The 24,941-nt window shown below is 64.6% G+C and carries 16 protein-coding genes; 8 read left to right on the top strand and 8 right to left on the bottom strand.

Annotated elements, in window-relative coordinates:
• Nucleotides 1-45 precede the first annotated feature (45 nt).
• The gene (pbpC, locus tag CQW31_RS10045) at nucleotides 46-2,400 is read right to left on the bottom strand and encodes a peptidoglycan glycosyltransferase PbpC (protein ID WP_099814394.1); all 2,355 of its coding nucleotides are present in this window, start codon (nucleotides 2,398-2,400) and stop codon (nucleotides 46-48) included.
• 77 nt (nucleotides 2,401-2,477) lie between these two features.
• On the opposite strand from pbpC, the gene CQW31_RS10040 reads away from it, so the two are divergent.
• A complete protein-coding gene (locus CQW31_RS10040; RefSeq protein WP_012270337.1) occupies nucleotides 2,478-2,771 on the top strand; it encodes a hypothetical protein in 294 nt (97 codons plus the stop codon).
• 132 nt (nucleotides 2,772-2,903) lie between these two features.
• On the opposite strand, the gene CQW31_RS10035 is transcribed toward CQW31_RS10040, so the two are convergent.
• Complete coding sequence (locus CQW31_RS10035; protein WP_099814393.1) at nucleotides 2,904-7,805, bottom strand: alpha-2-macroglobulin; 4,902 nt, start codon at nucleotides 7,803-7,805, stop codon at nucleotides 2,904-2,906.
• A 263-nt stretch (nucleotides 7,806-8,068) separates the two neighbouring features.
• Here CQW31_RS10035 and CQW31_RS10030 point away from each other — a divergent pair, with 263 nt between their 5' ends.
• On the top strand, nucleotides 8,069-9,406 hold the full coding sequence (locus tag CQW31_RS10030) for an MATE family efflux transporter (RefSeq protein ID WP_054886775.1): 1,338 nt from the start codon (nucleotides 8,069-8,071) through the stop codon (nucleotides 9,404-9,406).
• Nucleotides 9,407-9,529: 123 nt separating this feature from the next.
• Here CQW31_RS10030 and CQW31_RS10025 read toward each other — a convergent pair whose 3' ends face one another.
• The 5 genes from CQW31_RS10025 to CQW31_RS10000 all read right to left on the bottom strand — a co-directional run bounded on the left by CQW31_RS10025 (nucleotide 9,530) and on the right by CQW31_RS10000 (nucleotide 14,491).
• Entirely contained in the window at nucleotides 9,530-9,985 is a 456-nt protein-coding gene (locus CQW31_RS10025; protein ID WP_099814392.1) for a transposase, read from the bottom strand.
• A gap of 166 nt (nucleotides 9,986-10,151) precedes the next feature.
• Nucleotides 10,152-12,065, bottom strand: a complete 1,914-nt coding sequence (speA, locus tag CQW31_RS10020) for an arginine decarboxylase (RefSeq protein WP_054886855.1) — start codon at nucleotides 12,063-12,065, stop codon at nucleotides 10,152-10,154.
• Nucleotides 12,066-12,216: 151 nt separating this feature from the next.
• Nucleotides 12,217-12,588 (bottom strand): translation initiation factor Sui1, encoded by a 372-nt coding sequence (locus tag CQW31_RS10015; RefSeq protein WP_054886854.1) that lies wholly within the window; start codon nucleotides 12,586-12,588, stop codon nucleotides 12,217-12,219.
• 296 nt (nucleotides 12,589-12,884) lie between these two features.
• Nucleotides 12,885-13,421: an NUDIX hydrolase gene (locus CQW31_RS10005; protein ID WP_054886853.1), complete on the bottom strand. Its 537-nt coding sequence runs from the start codon at nucleotides 13,419-13,421 to the stop codon at nucleotides 12,885-12,887.
• 2 nt (nucleotides 13,422-13,423) lie between these two features.
• Complete coding sequence (locus CQW31_RS10000) at nucleotides 13,424-14,491, bottom strand: DUF2333 family protein (protein ID WP_054886852.1); 1,068 nt, start codon at nucleotides 14,489-14,491, stop codon at nucleotides 13,424-13,426.
• A 246-nt stretch (nucleotides 14,492-14,737) separates the two neighbouring features.
• Here CQW31_RS10000 and CQW31_RS09995 point away from each other — a divergent pair, with 246 nt between their 5' ends.
• The 6 genes from CQW31_RS09995 (at nucleotide 14,738) to accC (ending at nucleotide 22,770) form a co-directional block, all read left to right on the top strand.
• Nucleotides 14,738-16,117 (top strand): diguanylate cyclase, encoded by a 1,380-nt coding sequence (locus tag CQW31_RS09995; protein WP_054886851.1) that lies wholly within the window; start codon nucleotides 14,738-14,740, stop codon nucleotides 16,115-16,117.
• A 105-nt stretch (nucleotides 16,118-16,222) separates the two neighbouring features.
• Complete coding sequence (locus CQW31_RS09990; RefSeq protein WP_099814391.1) at nucleotides 16,223-18,184, top strand: methyl-accepting chemotaxis protein; 1,962 nt, start codon at nucleotides 16,223-16,225, stop codon at nucleotides 18,182-18,184.
• Between the two features lie 240 nt (nucleotides 18,185-18,424).
• Entirely contained in the window at nucleotides 18,425-20,203 is a 1,779-nt protein-coding gene (locus tag CQW31_RS09985) for a protein-disulfide reductase DsbD (protein ID WP_099814390.1), read from the top strand.
• A 179-nt stretch (nucleotides 20,204-20,382) separates the two neighbouring features.
• Nucleotides 20,383-20,835 carry a type II 3-dehydroquinate dehydratase gene (gene aroQ, locus CQW31_RS09980; RefSeq protein WP_099814389.1) on the top strand — a complete coding sequence of 151 codons (453 nt, stop codon included), beginning with the start codon at nucleotides 20,383-20,385 and terminating at the stop codon, nucleotides 20,833-20,835.
• A 100-nt stretch (nucleotides 20,836-20,935) separates the two neighbouring features.
• Nucleotides 20,936-21,397 carry an acetyl-CoA carboxylase biotin carboxyl carrier protein gene (gene accB, locus CQW31_RS09975; protein ID WP_054886848.1) on the top strand — a complete coding sequence of 154 codons (462 nt, stop codon included), beginning with the start codon at nucleotides 20,936-20,938 and terminating at the stop codon, nucleotides 21,395-21,397.
• 17 nt (nucleotides 21,398-21,414) lie between these two features.
• The gene (gene accC / locus CQW31_RS09970; protein WP_099814388.1) at nucleotides 21,415-22,770 is read left to right on the top strand and encodes an acetyl-CoA carboxylase biotin carboxylase subunit; all 1,356 of its coding nucleotides are present in this window, start codon (nucleotides 21,415-21,417) and stop codon (nucleotides 22,768-22,770) included.
• Nucleotides 22,771-22,848: 78 nt separating this feature from the next.
• On the opposite strand, the gene CQW31_RS09965 is transcribed toward accC, so the two are convergent.
• The gene (locus tag CQW31_RS09965; RefSeq protein ID WP_099814387.1) at nucleotides 22,849-24,702 is read right to left on the bottom strand and encodes a sigma-54-dependent Fis family transcriptional regulator; all 1,854 of its coding nucleotides are present in this window, start codon (nucleotides 24,700-24,702) and stop codon (nucleotides 22,849-22,851) included.
• Between the last annotated feature and the right edge of the window lie 239 nt (nucleotides 24,703-24,941).

The raw sequence follows: 24,941 nt of genomic DNA, 5'->3' as shown, positions 1-24,941 counted from the left end.
CCCGTCACGTGCAAGCGTAGGTGCTGCCCTTGTAAACGTCGAACCCTACTCGTTGACCTGGAACGCCACCCGCGCGGTTTCTCCACTTTCGTCCAAGGCACTGATCTCGAACTGCCCGGCCTGGTCGAACCGCACCAGCATGCTGCCCTGCCCTTCGCTTTCACCCAGCGGCTGGCCGTTGAGGAACCACCAGCGCCGCCCGCCACCGCCGAGGGCAGACACATGCAACTGCAAGGGTTCGCTGCTGGTGACTGGGCGCCGCAGGTGGTCGCCGGGGCGCACGCCGACGATCGACAGCGGCGGCGCGCTGGCCGGTACCTGTGGCGGGCAGCTCGGGTCCACCGCCGGCAGCCGCGCTGCACGCCGCTCGACGCGTGGCAACCAAGGTTCAAGGGGCGCTGGCCACAAAGCGATGTCGAGCGCCTTGGCCCCGGGGCAACTGCCGTCCACGCGCAGGCCCTGGGTATTGACCCAGATGCTTTCGCGCAGCCCCAGGCCAAGCGGCTGGTCGGCGGCCTGCAAGGTGGGAGGCGTGGTGCCATCGAGGGTCCAGGCAAAGCGCTGGCGCCGGCAGTTCGGGTCCTGCCGGTTCATGGGCTGGCCCAGCGGCCAGCAGATGGCAGCCACACCAACACTGTCCGGCACGCGTTCCACTGGCAGCCGGATGCCTCGCTGGCTGTCGCGGTTGCTCAGCAGGTCATGCACTTGCAGCATCAGCGGGGCCGCCGAGGCCAGGCCGAACTGCCCGGGCACGGGCGTGCCATCGGGGCGACCGATCCAGACACCGATCAGGTAGCGCGGCCCGACGCCGATCGACCAGGCATCGCGGAAGCCATAGCTGGTGCCGGTCTTCCAGGCCAATTGCGGCCGCTGTACCAGTTCGGCATGCGGGTCACGGTCGGGCCGCGCCTGGCCACTGAGGATGCGCCGGATGATCCAGGCCGCGCCTGGCGACATCAACTGGCGCTCCAGCAAGGGATCCTGCGGTTGCAGGCGTACCTGCGCACTGTTGCCACCCCGGGCCAGTGCCGCATAACCGCCTACCAGGTCCTCCAGACGGCTGCCGGCACCGCCCAGAATCAATGCCAGGTTGGGCTCGGCCAATGGCGGCAGCGCCAACGGCACGCCGGCCATGCGTAACTGCGCGGCAAAGCGCTTGGGGCCATAGGCTTCGAGCAATTGCACCGCTGGCAAGTTGAGCGACAGCGCCAGCGCTGAACTGGCGGAGACCGGGCCGCTGAAGCCCATCGAGAAATTGCCGGGGCGATAGTCGCCGTAGCGCCGCGGCACATCCTGCAACAGCGATTCGGAGTGGATCAGGCCATCATCCATGGCCAGACCGTAAAGAAACGGCTTGAGCGTCGAGCCGGGCGAGCGTAATGAGCGGACCATGTCGACATGGCCAAAACGGCGCTCGTCGTTCAGGTCGATCGAGCCCAGGTAAGCGCGTACCGCCATGGTCTGGGCCTCGACCACCAGAATCGCCGCCGAGGTGCGCTCCGGCAAGCGCGCCCGCCAACCCAGCAACAGGTCTTCCAGGCGTCGTTGCAAGGAGGCGTCGAGGGTAGTACGAATCAACGTCGGGCTGTCAGCGGTGTACAGCCGCCGCGCCAGCAACGGAGCCAGCGCGGGTTCCTGACGCGGGGCCAGCAGCAATGGTTCCTCAACCGCCTCCTTGATCTGTTGCGCCGGCCACACCTGGTACTCGTCCAGGCGCTGCAACACCTTGTCGCGGGCGCGTTGGGCACGCGCCGGGTGGCGGTCCGGGCGCAAGCGGCTCGGTGCCTGCGGCAACACGGCCAGCAGGGCAGCTTCGGCGGGTGTCAGCTGCTGTGGCGACTTGCCCAGGTAAGCCCAGCTGGCCGCTGCCACGCCCTGCAAGGTACCGCCGAACGGCGCACGGTTCAGGTAGATCTGCAGGATTTCGCGCTTGGACAGGTGCCACTCCAGTTGTGCAGTGCGCCACAGCTGCCGCAGCTTGCCGGCCAAGGTGCGATCATGCGGGTCGAGCAGACGGGCAACCTGCATCGACAACGTGCTGCCGCCGGACACTACCCGCCCACCGCGCAGGTTGAGCCAGACCGCCCGCGCAAGCGCCAGCGGGTTGACCCCCGGGTGCTGGTAGAACCAGCGGTCTTCGTAGGTCAACAGGGCCTGCAGGTAAAGGGGCGAAATATCCTCCGGGCTGACCGGATAGCGCCATACCCCATCGGCATCGGCAAAACGCCACAATGGTGTGCCGTCTTCAGCCAGCACCACCCTTGCCAGGTCGTTGCCCGGCAACGGTAGCGGCCAGATGCGGTCGGCCAGCCACAACAGGCCGAGCAACACCAGGATGCTGACCGCGGCAGCACGCACGAGCCTTCCCGCTCGGGTACGCGGCCGCGCTAAGCTTGCCATCGGGAACCCACCTGGCCAGGTAATGGCCAAAGGCTTGGGAACGGCAAACGTGCCGATTCGTTCATCAGGAAGCAACTATGCATGTAGAAGGTTTTTTCGAGTGGCTTGGCCAGGCACTGGGGTCGTTGATCCGCTTCATCGTCGACGCCTTGAGCGGCCTGTTCAACCTGCTGGCCAACGCCGGGGGCAATTTCATCGATGGCCTGGCACGCACATTGGGCATGGACACCTCGCTGCTCAGCATCCTCGCCCTGATCATCGGCCTGATGCTGCTGTACTCGGCGATCCGCGCCTTCATGCGTGCCTCGATCATCCTCGGGATCATCTGGCTGGTGTTGGGGTTGTGGGTGATGAGTTGGGTCATTCACTGATTGTAGGAGCGGCCTTGTGTCGCGAATGGGCTGCATAGCAGCCCCGGCAATTTCAGCTGCCTGGCTGAGATCCAGGGGGCGCTTCGCACCCCTTTCGCGACGCAAGGCCGCTCCTACAAGGTCCGCGAAGCCTTAACGTGCTTTCACCGTCATCTCTCCTTGCCCATCCCCCACCGCCTGCAGATTCGGCCGGTACATCGACTCCACTTGTGGCGGCGGCACCCGGTAGGTGCCCGGGGTCACCGCACGCGCCAGGTACAACAGGTGCGTGGTGCCATAGCCGTCGAGCTTGAGGGCCGCCACGTAGCGGTCATCACGGTACTCCTGGTGCACCACGCTGGCGTTCTGCATCGACTCGCGCCACTGCTTCACCGCGCTGCTGGCGTTGTCCAGGCTGGCAGCGCTCTGGGCCAGGTTCTGGTTCTCCAGCTCCAGGCCAGCAGGCAGCAGGTCAACCACCAAGGCATCCGGCACGCGATCGCTGGTCTTGAGCGCCAGGTGCACCAGCACCAGGTCGCCACTGCGCAGGTTATGCAGGTCCAGCGGCTGGCCATTCATGCCCAGGTAGTCGCGGCGAATCTCCATGCCGTTGCCACCGGCAGCAGGCGCCTGGCGTGGATAGCCCGACAGGGTCAGTTGCTGGTAGAGCGTTTCGCTGCCCTCGTTCTGCACAGTCAGAGGCGAGGCCAGCAACGGCCCCTCGAGCTTCATGCCGGCCTCGACATCATTGAACTCACGCACCTCACCGGCACTGTCCAGGCGCGCCTTCCACGGCGCTTCCGGCTTGCCAAGCAGCCCTCGGCCGGCCAGGTACAAGGCATTGCGTTCCTGGGTCGACAGCCAACGGTTGGCCGCCAACTCGTCCGACAGGGCGAACAGGCGCTGGTCGACCTGGTTGCTGGCCAGCTTGCTTTCCTGCAGCAGCGCCAGGATCAGCGCCTGGTCGCGCAGGCTGCTGCCATAGTCCGCCATCCAGCCCTTGCTGCGGCTGATGCCCAGGCCCGCCTGCAGCGCCTGCTCGGCACGCGGCTTGTCGCCCATGGCATCCAACGCTACCGCCAGTTGCACCAGCGGCAGGCCGGAGCGGGCATCGGCGCGGCGCTCGAACAGGCTGCGCAGGGCACCCAGCGGTGCTTGCTGGCTGCGCGACAGCACCAGCGCAGCATAGGCTTGTACGGCAAAGCGGGTGTGCTCGGCATTTTCGCTGTAGTCGACTTCGATGAGATTGCGCTCCTGCAGGTAGCGCAACAGGCGTTCGCTGGCCTTCTTCAAGGCCTCGGCCGGCACGCCGTAGCCTTGGTCGCGGGCTCGCAGCAGGAAGTCGGTGACATAGGCGGTCAGCCAGTACTCTTCTTCACTGTCCGAGCTCCACAGGCCAAAGCTGCCGTTGTAGCGCTGCATGCCCAGCAGATGCTCGATGCCCATCTCGATCTTGCGCTTGCGCACCTCGGCCGGCTCGCCCTTGATGCCCAGGCGTTTCAGGCTTTCGGCATCAGCGTACAGCGACGGGTAAAGGCCGCTGGTGGTCTGTTCCAGGCAGCCGTAAGGATAGGCTTCGAGGGCGCGGATCTGTTCGGCGAGGTTCAGGGGCGGGCGGCTCGACAGCGCCAGGCTGGCTTCAAGGCCGGCTGGCTCGAAGGCGGCCAGGTCGCTTTCCGGCAGGGTCCATGGCTGGTCCTTGAGGGCCACACGGTAATGCTTGAGCAGCGCCGGGTAGGCCGGGCGCACGCCCAGCGTCCATTCGCGTTCGAAGGTGTTTGCCGGTTCACCTGGCAGTTGCAGGCCATTGACCCGCACCCGCACCTTGCCCTGCCCCAGGCCACCTTGGGCCTGCACCGGGATGAGCAGCGTGCTGCGCTGGCCTTCGGCCAGGGCGACAGTCTGCTGGGCGCTGGCCGTCAGGCTCAGCTGGCCCTCGGCGAGGATCTCGACACTCAGTTGCTGGGCACGCCCCGACAGGTTGGCCAGGTCCAGCGCCAGGCTGGTGCGGTCACCACCCGCCAGGAAGCGCGGCGCCGACAGCTCGGCGATCAGCGGCGCGGCCACCACCGTCTTGCCTTCGGCCATGCCGAAGTGCTCGTCGGTCCAGGCCTGGGCCATCAGCCGCAACTCGCCATTGAAGTCCGGAATATCGACGCTCGCCTCGCCTTCCCCCTGGTCGTTCAGGGTCACCGGCAGGCTTTGCTGGGCAACGATGGTCACCGTGGTGTTAGGGCGCTTGCCACCCTTGGCCATCGCCGCGTCACCGCCGAAGGCCAGGCTGGCCAGGCGGCCCTGGCCGGCCTCGATCAGCTGGCCGTAGATATCCAGCTGGTCGGCACCGTAGGCCTTGCGACCGAACAGGCTGGCGAACGGGTCGGGGGTCTTGAAATCGGTGATGTTGAGGATGCCCACGTCGACGGCCGACAGCAACACGTGCACCTGCTTCGGCACGCTGCCGTCGGCATTGGCGGCCTTGATCTTCACCGTCAGCGGCTGCTTGGGCCGCATCTTTTCAGGCGCCTGCAGGCTGACCGCCAGCTTGCGCTCGGCCCGCGCCAGTGGCAGGTGCAGCACGCCGACGGCGCGCTTGGGCGTGGCATTTGCCTTGCGTTCACCCGGGCGGATCACCAGCGCGCTGATGTACAGGTCGTGGCGCGCCCACTGCTTGTCCAGCTGCACATCGAAAGTCTTGCCATCGGCGGGCACCTCGATTTCCTGCCACCACAGCGGGCCATCGCTGGACTCGATCATCAGGTAGCCGCTGCCGGCCGCAGGTGGGGTCACGGTGACCTTGGCGGTTGCGCCGTCGGCGTAAGCCGGTTTGTCCAGCGCCAGCTTCACCTGGTCTGGTCGCACTGCGCCGCCTTCGGCGTTGTCCTGAGCGCTGTATCCGGCCCAGAAGCGTTCGCTGGAAACCAGCCCGGTCTCAGGGTCTTCGACCTCGACCCGGTACGGGCCCCATTCCACCTGGAAGCTCAATTTGGCAGTGGAGCCGGCCTTGACGTTGACCGTCTCCTCACTCTGGGTGAGGAATTTCTCGTTGTAGTCGTAGCTCCAGCCATCGCTCTGCGAGTAGTTCCAGTAGTAATCGCGACGCTCACGGATCAGGCGCACCTTCAGGTCATTGGCGGCGAGCTTGTTGCCTTTACGGTCGGCCACGAGCACCTCGAATTCGACCGGCCCGTCGCTGTCGGTTTCCTCGCCGTCAAACAGGCCGCGCAGGCCGGGCAAGCGCTCGGCAGGCCAGATCGGCTGTTCGAGGCGGCGGGTGATCGGCCGGCCGCCGGACTCCTGCAGGCTGGCCTGTACGGTCAGCTGCAACGGCGAGCGTGCTTCGGCCCAATGGCTCTCGATATCGACCACGGCCTTGCCGGCCTGGTCGAGGGTGACTTCGTCGAGTTCCAGGTCCTGGGCCAATTCGGTTTCGGTCACGGAGCCGAACTGGTAGCCCGGCAGCGCCGGCACCGCTTCGCGCAGCGGGCGCACATAGGCTTGGCCACTCAGGCGATTGCCGGCGGCAGGCGCACCGTAGAGGTAGCGGCCATTGACCAGGATGCGCGCATCCTGGTCGGGCGATAACGGCGTATCGCTGCCTTTGAGCTCAAGCGCCAGGCGCTCGGGGAGGAAGTCCTCGACCAGGAATTCGTAAACCTGCTTGCGCCCGCCACCCAGATCGAGCAGCAGTTGCCAACGGCCAGTCGGCGCCTCCGTGGCCAGCTGCAACTGATATTGATACAGACCACTGGCGTCAGCTTCCCAGACGAACTTGCGGCTGACCTGCTCATCCGGGCGGCGCACCTCGACGCTGACCGGCTGGGCCTTCACCGGCTTGCCATCCTGGTCGCGCAGCAAGCCGTTGAGCAGCACCGTTTCACCCGGGCGGTAGAGGTCGCGCGGGCCGAAGATGAAGAATTGCAGCGGGTTGGCCTGGGGGCCGGTGATGTCGAACTCGGCCAGGTCCAGGGCCGCGGTGTTCAGCCGCAGCAGGGTGGTGTGCACGCCTTGGGTAGCGATCAGCGTATCGGCCTTGGCCGTGATCGGCAGTTGGGCATGGCCGGCGCCATCGGTCTTGGCCTGGGCCAGCAGCTTGCCCTTGTCGTCATGCAGTTCGAGGTTGACGTCCTTGAGCGCCTTGCCGCCTTCCAGGGCCTGGGCGAACACATCCAGGCGGTCACGGTAGCGGTGGGCGGATACGCCGATGTCGCTGAGGGTGAACAGCGTCGCCGGCTGTGAGTAGTCATAGGTACCCGAGGCGCGCATCACTGCCAGGTACACACCGGGCTCCTGCAGCGGCTTGATGCCTGCAATCGGCAGCAGCACGGTCTCGCGGGTGTTGCGCGCCGGGTTCAGGTCGAAGCGGCCGCTGTAGACCAGCTCAGCCATGTCCAGGGTTTCCTTGGACTGGTAGTAGTACAGGCTGCTGTTGCGGCCCCAGTTGGCGAGGAAGGTCGAGAGCATCTCTGGCTTGACCCGGAAGAACTCGACATCGACCTTCGGCACGTTCAGCGCGATCACCGGCAGCCCTTCGGCCAGGCGCGTGGGTAGCAACGAACCGCGGCTGGCGAAGCCGACAGTGGCTTGCATGTCGCGGGTTTCCAGGCGGCTCACGGATTCACTGTCGAGCTTGTTGCCGTTGACGGCCAGCAGGCCCTTGTCGACGGTCAGCACCAGCTTGCGCTGCGGCTCGAGGTGGCGCAGGCGCAATTCCATCTGGTTGTCGGAGAGTTCCCAGGCACCATCGACCTTGCCTTTGACCGTATCGACCAGGTGCACCTTGGCGGCGAAGTCCTGCTTGGCGTCCAGCGGGGCCGAGAAGCTGATCGACAGGGTACTGGCGCCATCGAGTTGCACTTCAGAGACGTCCAGCACGCTGAGCTCGCGCCCCTCGTAGCGTTTGGCGAGGACGGCAGGGTCTTCACGCTTGGCCACGGGGGCCTCGACCGCAGCGCTTGCGGCCGGTTTGTCGGGGGACGCGGGCTTGCCCGGCGTCGAGGAATCACAGGCACTGAGCAGGGCCAGCGCGCAGGCCAGCAACAATCCTTTGTTGAGCATGGAGTGGTAACTCTTTGGCAGCGTGTACGTAAGGGCAGCAACTATAGCGCAACAGTGGACGTGGGACTTTCACCGATGCGGCAAGTGAGACCCTGTTCGCGCGGATTGGTTGCCTGGCCGTTACAATGCGCCCAGTCGAATACTGGGGCCGCTTTGCGCCCCTTCGCGGGCAAGCCCGCTCCCACGGGTACAGCGATAGTCTTGGGGGAGCGGGCTTGCCCGCGAAGGGGCGCAAAGCGGCCCCCGCAGCCTCAGGAATCGCAATGTCGCAACTGTCCACCGACTGGCAGCACCGCCCCACCCACCGCAAGGTCTGGGCCCTGGCAGCGCCCATGATCCTCTCCAACATCTCGGTGCCGCTGGTGGCGCTGGTCGACAGCACCGTGATCGGCCACCTGCCCCACGCCCACCAGCTCGGAGCGGTGGCGGTGGGCGCCACGCTGTTCACTTTCATGGTTGGCCTGATGGGTTTCCTGCGCATGGGCTCCACTGGCTTCGCTGCACAGGCCGCCGGGCGTGCCGACGGCACGGCGCTGCGCCAGGTACTGGTGCAGGGGCTGCTGCTGGCCGTGGCCTTCGCGCTACTGATCGGCCTCCTTGCCCTGCCCTTCAGCCAGCTGGCCCTGCACGCTATGCAACCGAGCGAGGCGTTGCAGCAAGCCACCGAAGACTTTTTCCATACCCGGTTGCTCGGCCTGCCGGCAGCGCTGGCCAGTTATGCGCTGGTCGGCTGGTTCCTTGGCACACAGAACGCTCGAGCGCCACTGGCGATACTGCTGACCACCAACCTGCTGAACATCGCCCTCAACCTGTGGTTCGTACTAGGCCTGAACTGGGGCGTGCTGGGTTCGGCACGGGCCTCGGTGGTCGCCGAATGGTGCGCTGCGTTGCTCGGCCTGGCCCTGACCCGGCCAGCCCTTCGTGCCTACCCCGGGCAGATCGCCTGGGCTGCGCTCAAGCGCTGGCAGGCGTGGCGGCCATTGCTGGCGGTGAACCGCGACATCTTCCTGCGCAGCCTGGCGTTGCAGCTGGTGTTCCTGCTGATCACCGTGCAGGGCGCACGACTGGGCGAAGCCACGGTGGCGGCCAACGCCCTGCTGCTCAACGGGCTGCTGCTCACCGCCTACGCCCTCGATGGCCTGGCGCATGCCGTAGAGGCACTGTGCGGGCACGCCATTGGTGCGCGGGACCGGGATACCTTACGCCGCTCGCTGGTGGTGGCTTGTGGGTGGTCGTTGATCACCAGCCTGGGGTTTGCCGGCTTGTTCCTGCTGGGCGGGCATCTGTTCATCGACTTGCAGACCAATATCGATAGCGTGCGGGCGGCGGCCTACCCGTACCTGCCATATCTGGCGCTGCTGCCGTTGATTGCGGTGTGGAGCTACCTGCTCGACGGGCTGTTCATCGGCGCGACCCGGGCACGGGAGATGCGCAACACGATGGTGCTGTCGGTGCTGATTGCGCTGCCCCTGGGTTTAGTCATGAGCGGGTTTGGCAACCACGGGTTGTGGTTGGCCTTTCTCGGGTTCATGGCGTTGCGGGCGGCAACGTTGGGGTGGGTTGGCTGGCGATTGCAGGCAAGAGGGCGCTGGATTCAATGAAGTCGGGGCCGCGTTGCGGCCCCTATCGCGACACAAGGCCGCTCCCACAAGGTCCGGCGTAGTCCGATCAATGTGGGAGCGGCCTTGTGTCGCGAAATGAGGGCGAAGCCCTCACCTGCTGACTCACAGCCACACACAATCCCAATGTGGGTACTCACCTGCACGCTTGACCAGCCCGGCACGAATCGGGTTAGCAATGATGTAGCGAGCCACCACCTTCACATCCTCTTCGCGACGCAAGGCCCGATCGTGAAAACTGGGTTGCCAGATGTGACGACGGTCAGCACCTGCTCGATAGAGCGCACAGCTGCTTCGCGATTTGAATGCACACATCAGATCACTGAGATCGACGTCAGCCAGTTCGATCAACCAGTGCAGGTGGTCTGGCATCAGCACCCATGCAAGAGATCTGCAGGCTTTATCCTCATCACATTTGCGTAATTGCCGGATCACTGTTCTGGCCAAGCGAAAATCACTGAACAGCGGGATACGATCTCGCGTGTTGGTGGTAATCAAATAAAGGTGTTGGGATGCTGACCAGCGGCCTCGCCGCAACAGATTGGAGCTAGGACTTTCCATGTCACTCTCCTTTGAACATTGCATTCAAAGGTAGACGCGGTGGAGCTGAGCCTTCAGAGAGGTTCATTACCGCGTGTGAACTCGGTGAGGGCTTCGCCCTCATTTCGCGACGCAAGGCCGCTCCCACAAAAAAGCCGTACAGCGGTTGCAGGAGCGGCCTTGGCGATCACGACGACAGGTAGGACGAGCGAGTCAGGCCCAGGCGCAGCGCATCGAGGAACTGGGTCCGCTCACGTGCGCTGATCTTGGCGCTGGCCACCTTGTCGCGGTAGTGAGTCATCAACTCCTCCGGCGACAGGTGCACGTAGCGCAGCATGTCTTCGATGGTGTCATGGGTCTCGATACCGGCGTGGTACACGCTGCCATCGGCATTCTGGTAGATGTTCACCGAGTCGGTGTCACCGAACAGGTTATGCATGTCGCCCAGGATTTCCTGGTAGGCGCCGACCAGGAACACACCCAGCAAGTAATCCTCGCCTTCCTTGACTGCGTGCACCGGCATGCTGGTCTCGATGCTCTGCTCGTCTACGTACTGGTTGATCTTGCCGTCGGAGTCGCAGGTCAGGTCCTGCAGTACCGCACGACGCATCGGCTCTTCGTCCAGGCGGTGCAGCGGGATGATCGGCAGTACCTGGCCGATGGCCCAGGTGTCCGGCAGGCTCTGGAACACCGAGAAATTGCAGATGTACTTGTCGGCCAGCTTGTCGTTCAGCTCGTCCAGCACCTGGCGGTGCGAGCGCTGGCGGGCCTTAAGCGAGTTGTGCAGGCGCCGGCACACGGCGAAGTAGCATTGCTCGGCCAGGGCCTTCTCGGCCAGGCTGATCTTGCCGTCGGCATACTGCGCCGCCACATCGCCCATGTAGTGGGTGGCGCGCCAGTAGGTTTCGGTGACCATTTCGATATCGGTCGGGCCAAGCAGGTCGACCAGCCATTGCACGGTCTCTGGCAGGGCTTCCTTGTTGTCGATGGTCGGCACGTCGTCGTTGTGCTTCTCGACGTCAGTCACCTGGATCACCAGCATCGCGTGGTGCGCGGTCAGCGAGCGACCGCTCTCGGAGAAGATGTGCGGGTGCGGCAGGCCCTGCGCGTCGCAGAACTCCTTGAGCATGCCCACCACCACGCCGGCGTAGTCGTCCATGTCGTAGTTGATCGAGCTGGCGTTACGCGAGTGGGTACCGTCGTAATCCACGCCCAGGCCACCGCCGACGTCGATATGGTCGACCGGCAGGCCCAGTGCACGCAATTCGCCATAGTAGCGGATGGCTTCCTTGAAGCCGTGCTGGTAGTCGGCCAGGTTGGCGATCTGCGAACCCATGTGGAAGTGCAGCAGGCGGATGCCCTGGTCCAGGCCCGCATCGCGGAAGCGCTGCACCACCGAGATCAGCTGGGCGGCGGACAAACCGAACTTGGATTTCTCGCCCCCGGTGTCGGCCCACTTGCTCGACGCCAGCGACGACAGGCGCACGCGCAGGCCGACCTGCGGCTTGACCTTGAGATCGGCAGCCTCGTCGATCACCAGGGCCACTTCCGACTCTTTCTCGATGACGATGAACACGTTGTGGCCGAGCTTCTGGCCCATCAGCGCCAAGCGGATGAACTCGCGGTCCTTGTAGCCGTTGCAGACGATGGTGCCGCCCTTCGGCGCTAGCGCCAGCACGGCCAGCAGCTCAGGCTTGGAACCGGCTTCCAGGCCGATCGAGACGTTCTGCGTGGCGATGATGTTTTCCACCACCGCTTCCTGCTGGTTGACCTTGATCGGGTACAGCGCAGTGTACTGGCTCTGGTATTCCAGGCGCGCGATGTTGGCATCGAAGGCACCGGTCAGCTGGCGCACGCGGTCCTGCAGGATGTCGGGGAAGCGCACCAGCAGTGGCAGCGACAGGCCGCTCTGACGCAGCTCGTCGACCTGCTCGAACAAGTCGATCGGCGCGCTGCTGGGGCCGTTGGGGCGCACTTCGACGCGCCCGGCTTCATTGATGGCGAAATAACCAGCGCCCCAATGGCGGATGCCATAAACACTGCGGCTGTCGGCCACGGTCCATTGGCTACCATCGTCTTTGCGTGTGCGTCGTACGGACATTGAAGTCCCCTATAGATAAGTCGAAGACACTGCCCCGCAAGGAGGCGGGCGCAGTGTAAAAGCCGAAAATGACGATTCGTCCGTGCCCTGGGTAGACCCGGATCACGGGAACGAGTTTAGAAAGCGTTGGGCAAAAAATCGCCTGGGCGTATCAGCCGCCGGACTTTTTCGCCTTGAAGCCCTGCTTGATCAGCTCAGCGATCAGCAGCTCGACATGGTCGCCCTGGATCTCGATGACCCCATCCTTCAGCGCACCGCCTGTACCGCAGCGACGCTTGAGGGTGGTGGCCAGCTCCTTGAGCTGGTCGAGCGGCAGCGGCACGCCGGTCACGGTCGTCACGGTCTTGCCGCCACGCCCCTTGCTTTCACGACGCACACGGGCGATGCCGTCACCTTCAGGGATGACGTGCTGCTTGCAGATGCAGGCGTCCACCGGCTGGCCACAATCGGGGCAGTGCCGACCGGCATCGGTGGAGTAAACGAGACCGCCAAGGGCGGCGAAGGAAGAAGCTTTCTTGGCCACTTTTGTTCCTCTGTGCTGAGGACAAAAACTGGTCGTGCCTTAAGGTTGAGGCCGACCGCGAAGCCCCACTCTGGCAGGGGCGGCGCTACTGCTGCAGGAATTGCGGCAGCCCGAAAAGGGCGCGCAGTGTAACGATAAATCAAGCCCTTGCTAAGTACTGGAATGCGCCATTTTGCGAATGTTTTGCGACTATTCGCGGGCACGCCCGCTCCCACAAGGGCTGTGCCGTACTTGAGACCGGCGCTGTACCTGTGGGAGCGGGCGTGCCCGCGAAAGGGCCGGGACAGCCAAAACAACTATCCCAGGCTGGCCTTGTAGCGCTGCAATGCGGCCAGCGAGTCCGGGCAATACGGCTTTTTCAGGCTTTCCTGCTCGGCCTGCTCAAGGCTGATGAATTTCGCCTCGATCACCTCTTCCGACTGCAACCGCAGTGGCGCATCCGACACCGCCGAATACACCGCGCACCACAGGTGGTTGTCCGGCATATCGAAATAGAACCGCTCATGGAAACGCAGCTCGACGCCTTCGATACCCAGCTCCTCGGCCAGCTCACGGGCAGCCGAGTCGTCATACGCCTCCCCTGCCGTCACCATGCCACCGGCCGCCACGTCCCAATACCCCGGGTACAGCGCCTTGCTCAGGGCACGCCGGTGCACACACAGCTCACCGGCACTGTTGAACAACAGGATGAACGTGCAGCGGCCGATCAGGCCACGCTCGCGCAGCTCGGCCCTGGGCAGCGCGCCAAGCACCTGGTCGGCTTCGTCGACCCAGGTGACCAGTTCACGGTCGGAAGCCGCCCGGTGGGCGGCCTCGTTGGCGCTGATGGCCATGCTCAACCCTGCGACAGCAACTGACGCAGGTCGATGACCGCAGCGTTGGCCCGGGAAATGTAGTTGGCCATGACCAGCGAGTGGTTGGCCCACATGCCGAAGCCGCTGCCATTGAGCACCATCGGGCTCCACAGCGGCTCCTGCGAGGCTTCCAGCTCACGGATGATCTGGCGCACGCTGACGGTGGCGTTCTTCTTCGCCAGCACGTCGGCGAAGTCGACTTCGATGGCTCGCAGCAGGTGCGACAGCGCCCAGGCCTGGCCACGGGCTTCGTAGAAGACGTTGTCGATCTGCAGCCATGGGGTTTCCACCAGTTCTTCATCCACCTGTGGCGCCTGGCCGGCAACGACCGACTCGGTCTTCAGGGTGGTGTTGAGCTTGACCCGTCCAACGCTGGCCGACAGGCGCTGCGACAGCGAACCCAGCCGGGTGGCCACGTCACCCAGCCAGTTGTTCAGGTTGTCGGCACGGGTATAGAAGATCGCGCCCTTGTCGCCAGCGGCCAGACGGGTCTGGTAACGGGTCAGCGACTTGATGCCCTCTTCGAATTCCGACTCGCTCGAAGGCAGGATCCAGCTCTTGTTATCGAAGTTGAAGCGCGGCTCGGCCTTGGCCAGGTCGGCATCTTCGGTGGACTGCGACTGCGAACGGGCAAAATCCTTGCGCAGGGCACGGGACAGGTCACGCACCTGCACCAGCACGCCGTACTCCCAGCTCGGCATGTTGTCCATCCACAGGCCCGGCGGGAAGCGGTCGTTGGAAATGTACCCGCCCGGCTTGTTCAGCAAGGTGCCGGCCACGGTCTTGAGGGTTTCGATGGTGGTGTAGCCGACCACCATCTGCTGGCCGCTGCGCTCAGCAGCGGCCTGGGCATTCTGCTGTACCGGGAACAGCTTCGGCTCCTGGCTCCAGTACCAGCCCAGGCCGATGCAGACCAGCAGGTACAACCCGATGAGGGTTCCCAGGGCTCGGCTCCACAGCCCGCCAAGGTAGCTACGGGCTGCGGCGCCGCGGCCATCCACACGCTCGCGGGGCTCGGCTTTGGCCTCGCGGTTTTTCCAGTCCAGCATGGCTTTGTCCTTAATCAGTCACGACGGTTCAGGGCTTGGACCACAGGCCAGCGCCAGGGTGCCACGGCAAGCCCGCGTCGCAGCACTATAAAGCAGACACTGCCGTACGCATAAGCGACCAATGAGTCAGTAACTGAATATTCGTCCGCCAGCCTTTGTTGATGCGGCGCAGGTACGGGGGGAAAAAGTGGTGCTAGCATAGAGCCATCATCGAACCTGCATAGCCCCCTAACAAGTAGCCAGGACATGACCCAAGCCGCGGAGCCGAGCCAGGAGCGCCTATCGCAGGAGCTCGAACAGCTGTTGCAGCGCCTGTCGCGCACGCGCCTGCGCCATGACGACCAGCCCGACCAGCTGGTGCTGCCCGCTGCACGCAAACCGGTCTACCTGCTGCTGCACGACCACGAGCGTGCCGAGCGCCTCGCCCAGCAGCTGGAATTCTTCGGCCTGAGCGCGCAGCCGCAGCCTTGCGCCAGTGCGTTTCTGGCATCGCTGGCCGAACAGCCTCCAGCCGCCATCGTAATGGATGTCGACTTCGCAGGCCCCGGTGCTGGCTTGCCATTGGCCGCGCTGGCGCAACGGGGCCAGGCGCAACCCATACCGTTGCTGTTCTTCAGCCTGCACGAGGCCGATACGCCGACCCGCCTGGCCGCAGTGCGCGCCGGCGGCCAGGCGTTCCTGACCGGTACCCTGGAAGCCTCCAGCCTGCTGGAAAAGCTCGAAGCCATGACCAGCCACGCACAGCAAGACCCCTTGCGCGTGCTGATAGTCGACGACTCCCGCGCCCAGGCCCTGCATACCGAACGGGTACTGGCCAGCGCCGGGATGCTGACCCGCAGCCTGAACGACCCGATCCGCGCCATGGTCGAGCTCGCCGATTTCCAGCCGGACCTGATCATCCTCGATCTCTACATGCCGACGTGCTCGGGCCCTGAACTGGCCAAGGTGATCCGGCACAATGACCGTTACGTGAGCGTGCCGATCATCTACCTGTCCGCCGAGGACGACCTGGACAAGCAGCTCGACGCGATGAGCGAGGGCGGCGACGACTTCCTGACCAAGCCAGTGCGCTCGCGGCATTTGATCACCACCGTGCGCAACCGCGCCGCCCGCGCCCGCCACCTCAAGGCACGCATGGTCCGCGACAGCCTGACCGGGCTGTACAACCACACGCACATCCTGCAATTGCTCGAAGACTGCAGCTACCGCGCCCGCCGCGAGCGGCAACCGCTGAGCTTCGCCATGCTCGACATCGACCATTTCAAGAAAATCAACGACCGCCACGGCCACCCCATGGGCGACCGGGTGATCAAGAGCCTGGCGCTGTTCCTCAAGCAACGCCTGCGCAAGACCGACTTCATCGGCCGCTATGGTGGCGAGGAGTTCGCCATCGTCATGCCCAACACCTCGCTGGAAGCCGCGTACAAGGTGCTGGACGATATTCGCCGGCGCTTTGCCGAGATCCTGTACCCGGCGCAGCCGGAAGATCTGCGATGCACCTTCAGTGCCGGGGTGGTGCAACTGGAGGATGAGCTGGATGCACTGAGCATGGCCAGCACGGCGGACGAGGCGTTGTACCGAGCCAAGCATGCCGGGCGTAACTGCGTGGTCCGGGTCGAACCGTAACCCTCGCAAGCAATAGCTCAAGGCCATCATCGTCATCACCTGGTAACAAATTCGCCATAAATTCAGGCACCTATCTCTCGACTCCCCCGCAGGAAGTTCGCGGCTATGCGCCTGAAGTGGCTGACCAATTTCAACACCCTGTTGCTGGTGACCGTCTGCATCGCCCTGGGTGCGACCCTGTGGTGGTCGCAACGCGCCCTGGAGCGGCCCTATCAGTTGATGGAGCGCTACCTGGGCCTGTCGCAGCAGTTTCAGAACCAGGCTGCGCGCAATATCCAGGCTTACCTGGGCAGTGGCGATGCCTTGCGCCACGCCGCGGCCGTCGAGGCCAACAAGCAGCTCGAAGCCTCATTGACCGACTGGCCGCCAGCACTTGCCAGCAAGCTGCGCCCGAGCCTGGGCACCTTGCAGGCCTTCACCGCCAACGAACTGCTAGCCGCCGGCAAGCTGGCCGGCGACCCGCAGGCGCTGCTGCTGCAGGCCGAGCGCGAACTGGGTGCCAACTTCGAACAGCTGACCGCCTATGCCCGCGACAGCGGCAGCAGCGAAGCCAACCGCTACCTTGTGCCATTGCTCGACGCCAGCTTGCATCTGGGCCGACTGTCGCTGGCCCGGGACAAACTGGTCAGCAGCGGCCGCGCCGAACTGGCCGACGAGGTCGAGCGCGAACTGCAACTGATCCGTAACCAGGCGCAAATCATCGACGGCCTGCCGCTGCTGGGCGTGACCCGAGCCGCCGAATCCAGCGCCGACGACTTCGCTGCCATGATGGGCCTGGAGTCCCAGGCCAATGCGCAACAGGAAGACATGGCGGTCAGCCTCAAGCGCGAGTTGCAAAGCCTGCTCAACCGCTACCCCGCCGAGCTGCAACGCACGCGCGAACAGATCGAGCGCCGCACCGCGCTGGCCGCCAGCACCAACCAGCGGCTGGAAGCCGTGCAACAGGCCATCGCCGGCCTGGAGCCGGAAGTGCGCGGCCAGCACGCGAAGATCGCCAGCGAAGTGCGCAGCATGCAGGCGCTGATGATTGGTCTGATCCTGCTCATCGCCTTGCTCATCGACACCTTGCAACGGCGCCTGGCCCGCACCCTGACCAGCCTGGCGCCAGCCCTGTCGCGCTGGGCCGAAGGCAACTTTGCCGAGCCTGTGGTGCTGGGCAAGACCAACCGCGAGCTGCACGATATAGCGGAATCGCTCAATCGCCTGCGCCACTACCTGGTGGAGCTGGTCGGCACCATTCGCCACAACGCCGAGCAGGTCGCTGGCAGCAGCCACGCCCTGGCCGGCATGAGTGCCGCTTTGCACGACGGCGCCGAGCGCCAGGCCGGCGACACCGGGCAGATTCGCGATGCGCTGGGCGAGCTGGAAGCGACCATCCAGCAAGTGGCCGGCGACGCCAGCTCCGCCGCCGATGCCAGCCGCGATGCCGGGCGTGCGGTGGAACAGGGCCAGGCGGTGATCGGCCAGAGCCTCTCGGGGCTGCGGGCGCTGGTCGACGAGGTGCAGGGCAACGCGCGGATGATCGAGCAGCTGGCCGAGGAATCGGCCACCATCGGCGGGGTGTTGACGGTGATTCGCTCCATCGCCGAGCAGACCAACCTGCTGGCATTGAATGCCGCCATCGAGGCCGCCCGTGCAGGCGAGATGGGCCGTGGCTTCGCAGTGGTGGCCGACGAGGTGCGCTCACTGGCGCAGCGCACCACCGGGGCTACCGGCGAAATCCAGGCGCTGATCGACCGCCTGCAGCAGGCGGCGCGAGAGTCGGTGGCCGGGATGCGCACCCAGCTGGAACATGCCGAGGCCACCGCCAACCAGGCCCAGGCCGCCGATGGCGCGCTGGACGAAATTGTCAGCGCGATCCGCACGATTGCCGATACGGCGGTGCGTATCGCCGATGTCACGGCGCAGCAGAGCGGTGCGGTGAGTGAGATTCGCGATCACAGCGAGCGGATTCACGAGCTGGGTGAAGACAACCTGCAGCGCATTGGCGAGGGACGCGAACAAGGTGAACAGCTGCTGAGCCTGGGCGGGGAGCTGAGCAAGGCAGTGCGTGCCTTCCGGGTCTAGCAGGCACACGCGATCGCTGTAGGAGCGGCCTTGTGTCGCGAAAGGGCCGCAACGCGGCCCCGGCATTATCAGTTGTGCAGCACAAATCCTGGGGGCGCTTCGCACCCCTTTCGCGACACAAGGCCGCTCCTACAGGTACGGTGCATGCTTCGAGGCTGCATGAGGCCTTGGTCGGCTGCGCCCTGCCAATCACCGCCAACTCCGTTATCATGCGGGCACGTTCCACCTCGCGAGTCCGCCATGCGCCGCCTGTTTTTCCTGCTGTTCCTGCTGCTGGCCAGCCCTGCTTTCGCCTCGGGCCTGCTCGACAACCGCCCCAGCGCCACCCTCGGCGCCGCTTCGCTGTCCAACAATGCCGACTTCCTGCCGGTGCACGAAGCCTTCAAGCTCAGCCTGGTGCAGGCTGACACGCAGACCGTCAAGCTGCGTTTCGTCGCCACCGACGGTTACTACCTGTACCGCCATCGCTTCAACTTCCGCACGGAACCGGCGGACATCGCCCTGGGCGCGCCGAACATTCCCAAGGGCGAAGCCAAGCATGACGAGTTCTTCGGCGACGTCGAGGTCTACCACGGCGTGCTCGACATCGAGATCCCACGCACCGACACCCGCGCCTTCACTTTGCTGGTGGGTTACCAGGGCTGCGCCGACAAGGGCCTGTGTTACCCGCCGGAAACCGCGCGGCTGGACATTGATGGCGACGGCCCTGCTGCTGGCGCGGCGCTGCCGGGAGGCAGCGAACAGGGCTGGAGCTGGAAGTCACTGCTGCTGTTCTTTCTCGCCGGGGTCGGCCTGACCTTCACCCCTTGCGTGCTGCCGATGCTGCCGATCCTTTCTGGCGTGGTCCTGCGGGGCCAGGTCGGTGGCCTGCGCGGCCTTGCGCTGTCGCTGGCCTATGTGCTGCCGATGGCCGCCAGCTTCGCCGTGCTCGGCGCGCTGATGGGCCTGTTCGGCGCCGGCCTGAACCTGCAGGCACGCCTGCAGTCGGCCTGGGTACTGGTGCCTTTCGCATTGTTCTTTGTGGTGTTCGCCCTGGCCATGTTCGGCCTGTTCGAACTCAAGTTGCCCCAAGCCCTGAGCAACCGCCTCAACAACGTCGCCAACCACACACCAGGCGGCTCGCTGCTGGGTGCGGCCGTGCTCGGTGTGCTCTCCAGCCTGCTGGTCTCACCCTGCGTGTCGGCGCCGCTGGCCGGTGCCTTGTTGTACATCAGCGCCAGCGGCGATGCCCTGGGCGGTGCGCTCAAACTGTTCGCCCTGGGCCTGGGCATGGGCGCACCCTTGCTGGTGATTGCCACGGGGGGAGCAGCCTGGTTGCCGAAGAGCGGCCCTTGGCTGAATACCGTGAAGAACGCTATCGGCGTCTTGCTGCTGGGCCTGGCCATCGGTTTGCTCAGCCGCGTGCTGCCGGGGCCGGCGACCTTGTCGCTGGTAGGCTTCCTGGCGGCTGGGGTGGCGCTGTTCCTCGGTGCCCTGGAATTCGTGGTCAAGCCACCACGCCAGCGCCTGGCACAACTGGTGGGCCTGGCGTTGCTGGTGTATGCGTTGGCCTGCTGGTACGGTGCGCTGAGCGGCCAGGGCGACCCGCTGCGCCCATTGCCGTCCCCCGCCGCCACCACGGTCAGCGGTGCAGTGCCCAAGGCCGATGCCTGGCAAACCGTCACCTCCCCGGCCGCCCTGGACGCAGCCCTGGCCGAGGCCAAGGCTGCTGGCCAACCGGTGCTGCTGGACTGGTACGCCGACTGGTGCATCAGTTGCAAGGTGATCGAACACGAAGTGCTCAATGCGCCGCAGGTCCAAGGGCAATTGAGCGCCTTCAAACTGCTGCGCTTCGACATCACCGAAAGCAGCGCAGAGCAGCGCACGCTGCTTGACCGCTATCAACTGTTCGGCCCGCCGGCGCTGCTGTTCTTTGCGGCGAACGGCAGCGAAATGACCAGCGATCGGGTCGTTGGCGAGATAAACGCCGGGGAATTCGCGCAGATTCTGACGCGCATTCGCGGCAAACTCGGTCTATAACTTTCCGCGTGCCGGGCATTTTCTCCAAATGAGTGACCAGATTTAATTATCTGGTCACATACTTCGCGCGAACCTCGGGCAACGTGCTGGCTATTGCCGGGAACTGGACACTTGCTGTCGCTTTGCGGCACACTCGCCGCGCTGTGTCGAATTGCCCTACAAATCCAAGGAAACTGCAGATGGCAACCCTACTGGTGCTTCACGGCCCCAACCTGAACCTGCTCGGGACTCGCGAACCAGGCCACTACGGTGCCGTGACCCTGGCCCAGATCAACCAGGACCTGGAACAGCGTGCCCGTGCCGCTGGCCACCATTTGCAGTATCTGCAGAGCAATGCCGAATACGAACTCATCGAGCGTATTCACGCCGCACGCAACGAGGGTGTGGACTTCATCCTGATCAATCCGGCTGCTTTCACCCACACAAGCGTCGCATTACGTGACGCATTGCTCGCGGTGAGCATCCCATTCATCGAAGTGCACCTGTCCAACGTGCACAAACGCGAACCGTTCCGTCATCACTCCTACTTCTCCGATGTTGCCGTAGGAGTGATCTGCGGCCTGGGCGCCAGCGGTTATCGCCTGGCCCTGGAATCCGCGATGGAACAACTGGCTGCCAACGCACAGCCCTGATAACGAAAACCCTGGCCTCAGTGGGCCGGGGTTGAAGAGAAACGTTCAGATACGTTTTTAAATTTCGCCCCCTGACCGAACCTTTGGGAGTTGATGATTAATGGATATCCGTAAAGTCAAGAAACTGATCGAGCTGCTGGAAGAGTCTGGCATCGACGAGCTGGAGATCAAGGAAGGCGAAGAGTCGGTCCGTATCAGCCGCCACAGCAAGACCCCGGCTGCCCAGCAGTTCTACGCACCTGCTCCAGTAGCCGCCGCGCCTGCCGCTGCTCCGGTTGCCGCTGCTGCACCTGCCGCCGAAGCCGCTGCTGCCGCTCCCGCCCTGAAAGGCACCGTGATCCGTTCGCCGATGGTCGGTACCTTCTACCGCAAGCCTTCGCCGACCTCGCCGAACTTCGCTGAAGTGGGCCAGAGCGTGAAGAAAGGCGACACCCTGTGCATCGTCGAAGCCATGAAGATGATGAACCACATCGAAGCCGATGTTGGCGGTGTCATCGACGCCATCCTGGTGGAAGACGGCCAGCCGGTTGAGTTCGACCAGCCGCTGTTCACCATCGTTTGAATCGCGGAGAGCCAACGATGTCTGGGAAGCTCGAAAAAGTCCTGATCGCCAACCGTGGGGAAATTGCCCTGCGCATCCTGCGTGCCTGCAAAGAGCTGGGCATCAAGACCGTCGCCGTGCACTCCACGGCCGACCGTGAACTGATGCACCTGGGCCTGGCAGACGAGTCGGTCTGCATCGGCCCTGCATCGTCCAAGGATTCCTACCTGCACATCCCGGCGATCATCGCTGCCGCCGAAGTCACCGGCGCCACCGCGATCCACCCGGGTTACGGCTTCCTCGCGGAAAACGCCGATTTCGCCGAGCAGGTGGAAAAATCCGGTTTCGCCTTCATCGGCCCGAAAGCCGACACCATTCGCCTGATGGGCGACAAGGTTTCGGCCAAGGACGCGATGATCAAGTCGGGCGTGCCAACCGTACCGGGCTCCGATGGCCCGCTGCCGGAAGACGAAGAGGTCGCCCTGGCGATCGCTCGTGACGTCGGCTACCCGGTGATCATCAAGGCCGCCGGTGGCGGTGGTGGTCGCGGCATGCGCGTGGTGCACAAGGAAGAGGACCTGATTTCCTCGGCCAAACTCACCCGTACCGAAGCCGGTGCCGCCTTCGGCAACCCGATGGTCTACCTGGAGAAGTTCCTGACCAACCCACGTCACGTGGAAGTTCAGGTTCTGTCCGACGGCCAGGGCAACGCCATCCACCTGGGCGACCGTGACTGCTCGCTGCAGCGCCGCCACCAGAAGGTACTGGAAGAAGCCCCGGCCCCAGGTATCGACGAGAAAGCTCGCCAGGAAGTCTTCAAGCGTTGCGTCGATGCGTGCATCGAGATCGGCTACCGCGGTGCCGGTACCTTCGAATTCCTGTACGAGAACGGCCGTTTCTACTTCATCGAGATGAACACCCGCGTGCAGGTTGAGCACCCGGTGTCGGAAATGGTCACCGGTATCGACATCGTCAAGGAGATGCTGAGCATCGCCGCTGGCAACAAGCTGTCGTACCGCCAGGAAGACGTGGTCATCCGTGGCCACTCGCTGGAGTGCCGGATCAACGCCGAAGACCCGAAGAAGTTCATTCCGAGCCCAGGCAAGGTCAAACACTTCCACGCTCCGGGCGGCAACGGCGTACGCGTCGATTCGCACCTGTACAGCGGCTATTCGGTTCCGCCGAACTACGACTCGCTGATCGGCAAGCTGATCACCTACGGCAAGGACCGTGACGAAGCCATGGCGCGCATGCGCAATGCCCTTGACGAGATCGTCGTCGACGGCATCAAGACCAACATCCCGCTGCACCGCGACCTGGTGCGTGATGAAGGTTTCTGCAAAGGCGGCGTGAACATCCACTACCTCGAGCACAAACTGGCCAACCAGGAGTGATCGCGTTAGCGTGATGCATCAAGAACCCCGGCCCCGTGCCGGGGTTTTTTATTACCCCTCAGAAGGCTTGCACGGTCGCTACCCCTTCATCCGCGGCATCTCGATCCGGTGCTCATGCACCCGTCGATACAAGGTGGCCCGCGATATCCCCAAGGCCCGCGCCGCCTCCGCCGGTATCCAGCGATGCCGTATCAAGGCATCGAGCAGCAACTGCCGAGCCGGGTTCGATACCCCGGCATCAGCCACAGGCACGGCATCGCCCCGCACCTCCTGCGGCAGATTTTCCAGGCAGACCTGCCCGCCCTCGCTGACCGCGCAGGCATAGCGCAACACCTGCCGCAGCTGACGCAGATTCCCCGGCCAGCGGTACACCAGCAGCGCCTGCAACGCATCGTCGTCCAGCACCACTTCAACGCCGCAAGCCTCGGCCTCTTCTGCCAGCAACTGATGAATCAGCCCCAACCGATCCTCCCGCTCGCGCAGCGGCGGCAACTCGAAGCGGGCATTGGCCAAGCGGAAATACAGATCCTCACGAAAACGCCCTTCACTCACCATGGTGGCCAGGTCGCGGTGGGTCGCACAGATCACCTGGATATCCACCCGCTCCCGCCGTGCAGCGCCCAGCGGCGCCACTTCGCCTTCGGCCAGCACGCGCAGCAGTCGGGTCTGCAGGTGCAGTGGCATGTCGCCGATTTCGTCCAGGAACAAGGTGCCGCCATCAGCCTGCTGCAACAGCCCCTGCATGCCTTTGCTCGACGCACCGGTAAACGCCCCGGCGACATAGCCGAACAGCTCGCTCTCGATCAGGCTCTCGGGGATAGCTGCACAGTTCAGCGTGACGAACGGCCCTTCACGACGCTGGCTCTGCTGGTGCAGCTGACGCGCGAAGACTTCCTTGCCGGAACCGGTCTCGCCCTGCACCAGCACGGCCAGGTTGCAGTCCTTGACCCTTGTGGCCAACCGCAAGTGCTGTTCGATGCGCGCATCCTGCGCTTGCTGCAAGGGTTGCGCCCGGCCCCGCCGCTGGGGCGCGCTGACCCGCCCGTACAACCCGCCCCAACCCGGCAGGCGCTGGGCAGAGCCCTCGTTGGCGCGGCGCAGCTGGGCCATGTCGAACAGCTCACCGATGTGTTCAGGCAAACGCCCGTGCCGTGCCAGCAAGCGCTCACGGGCCAAGCTGTTGATCGCCTGCAGGCGGCCATCGGCATCCCAGGCCAGCAAATAGTCGGGCTGGCTCTCCACATAACCCGGCGTACCATGGGCGCGCATCACCCAGTGGCCCTGGGCGCCGTGCATGAAAAAGGCGTTTTCGATCTCGCGCGCGGTCTGCTCCACCAGTTGCAGGATCAAGTGCTGGCTGCGGCGGTCGTCCGGTGATTGCAGGGCCGACACATCCACCACGCCGAGCAGTTCGCCCTGTGGGTCGAATACCGGCGCCGCCGTGCAGGTCAGGCCGATGAAAGCGGCGCGAAAGTGATCGCGCTTGTGCACCGTGACCGGCGCCTTGCTGGTCAGCACCGCCGCCACGCCACAGGTGCCCTCCTCGCCCTCGGACCAGCAGGTGCCCAAGTACAGGCCGGCCTTGCGGCAATCGTTGCGGATGGCCGATTCGACCCGGTAATCGATGGTGCGCCCCAACGCATCGGTCAGCAGCACGCAATAGTCGGCGCCGCACACCCGCGCATGCAGGCGCGCCACCGCATCGCTGGCAATGCGCAGGAACAGTTCGGCGCGTTCGCGGCACTCGTTGAGCAGGGTTTGAGAAAGGATACGCGGCCCTTGCTGGGACCCCGGGTCAAGACGGTACAGCTCCATGGAACGGCGCCAGGAATCGAGGATCAGCGGCGGCACCGGCGCCTGGGGCAGGCGATCGGCGTTCTTCAGCACCCGGCTGACGCAATCGACATGGGCTCGGGAGTTCGCGGCAAGCATGAGGCCTCCGGTTCCTGTTTGTTCTTGTCGTTGTGCGGCCATTAAGCGCCTGACGGACTGTGCAAACAAGCGCTGTGTGATTACCGGCGGGCGTGAGACGCCGCGTCTCAGGCGCCCGGCAAACACCCGGCAATGCTGGCACGCAGCGTCTCAGGCAAGGGCCTCGGCAGCCTCGCCCTGTAGCCCTCTAGCCCTTCTGCCACGGGCCTTCCGGGGCCTGTGTGGAAAGCTGGCATCCA

This window comes from Pseudomonas sp. 382 (assembly GCF_002759075.1).
GTDB classification, from domain to species: domain Bacteria; phylum Pseudomonadota; class Gammaproteobacteria; order Pseudomonadales; family Pseudomonadaceae; genus Aquipseudomonas; species Aquipseudomonas vlassakiae.
Note: the sequence above shows the minus strand (reverse complement) of the source record. Positions and strands in the feature narration are given on the sequence as shown.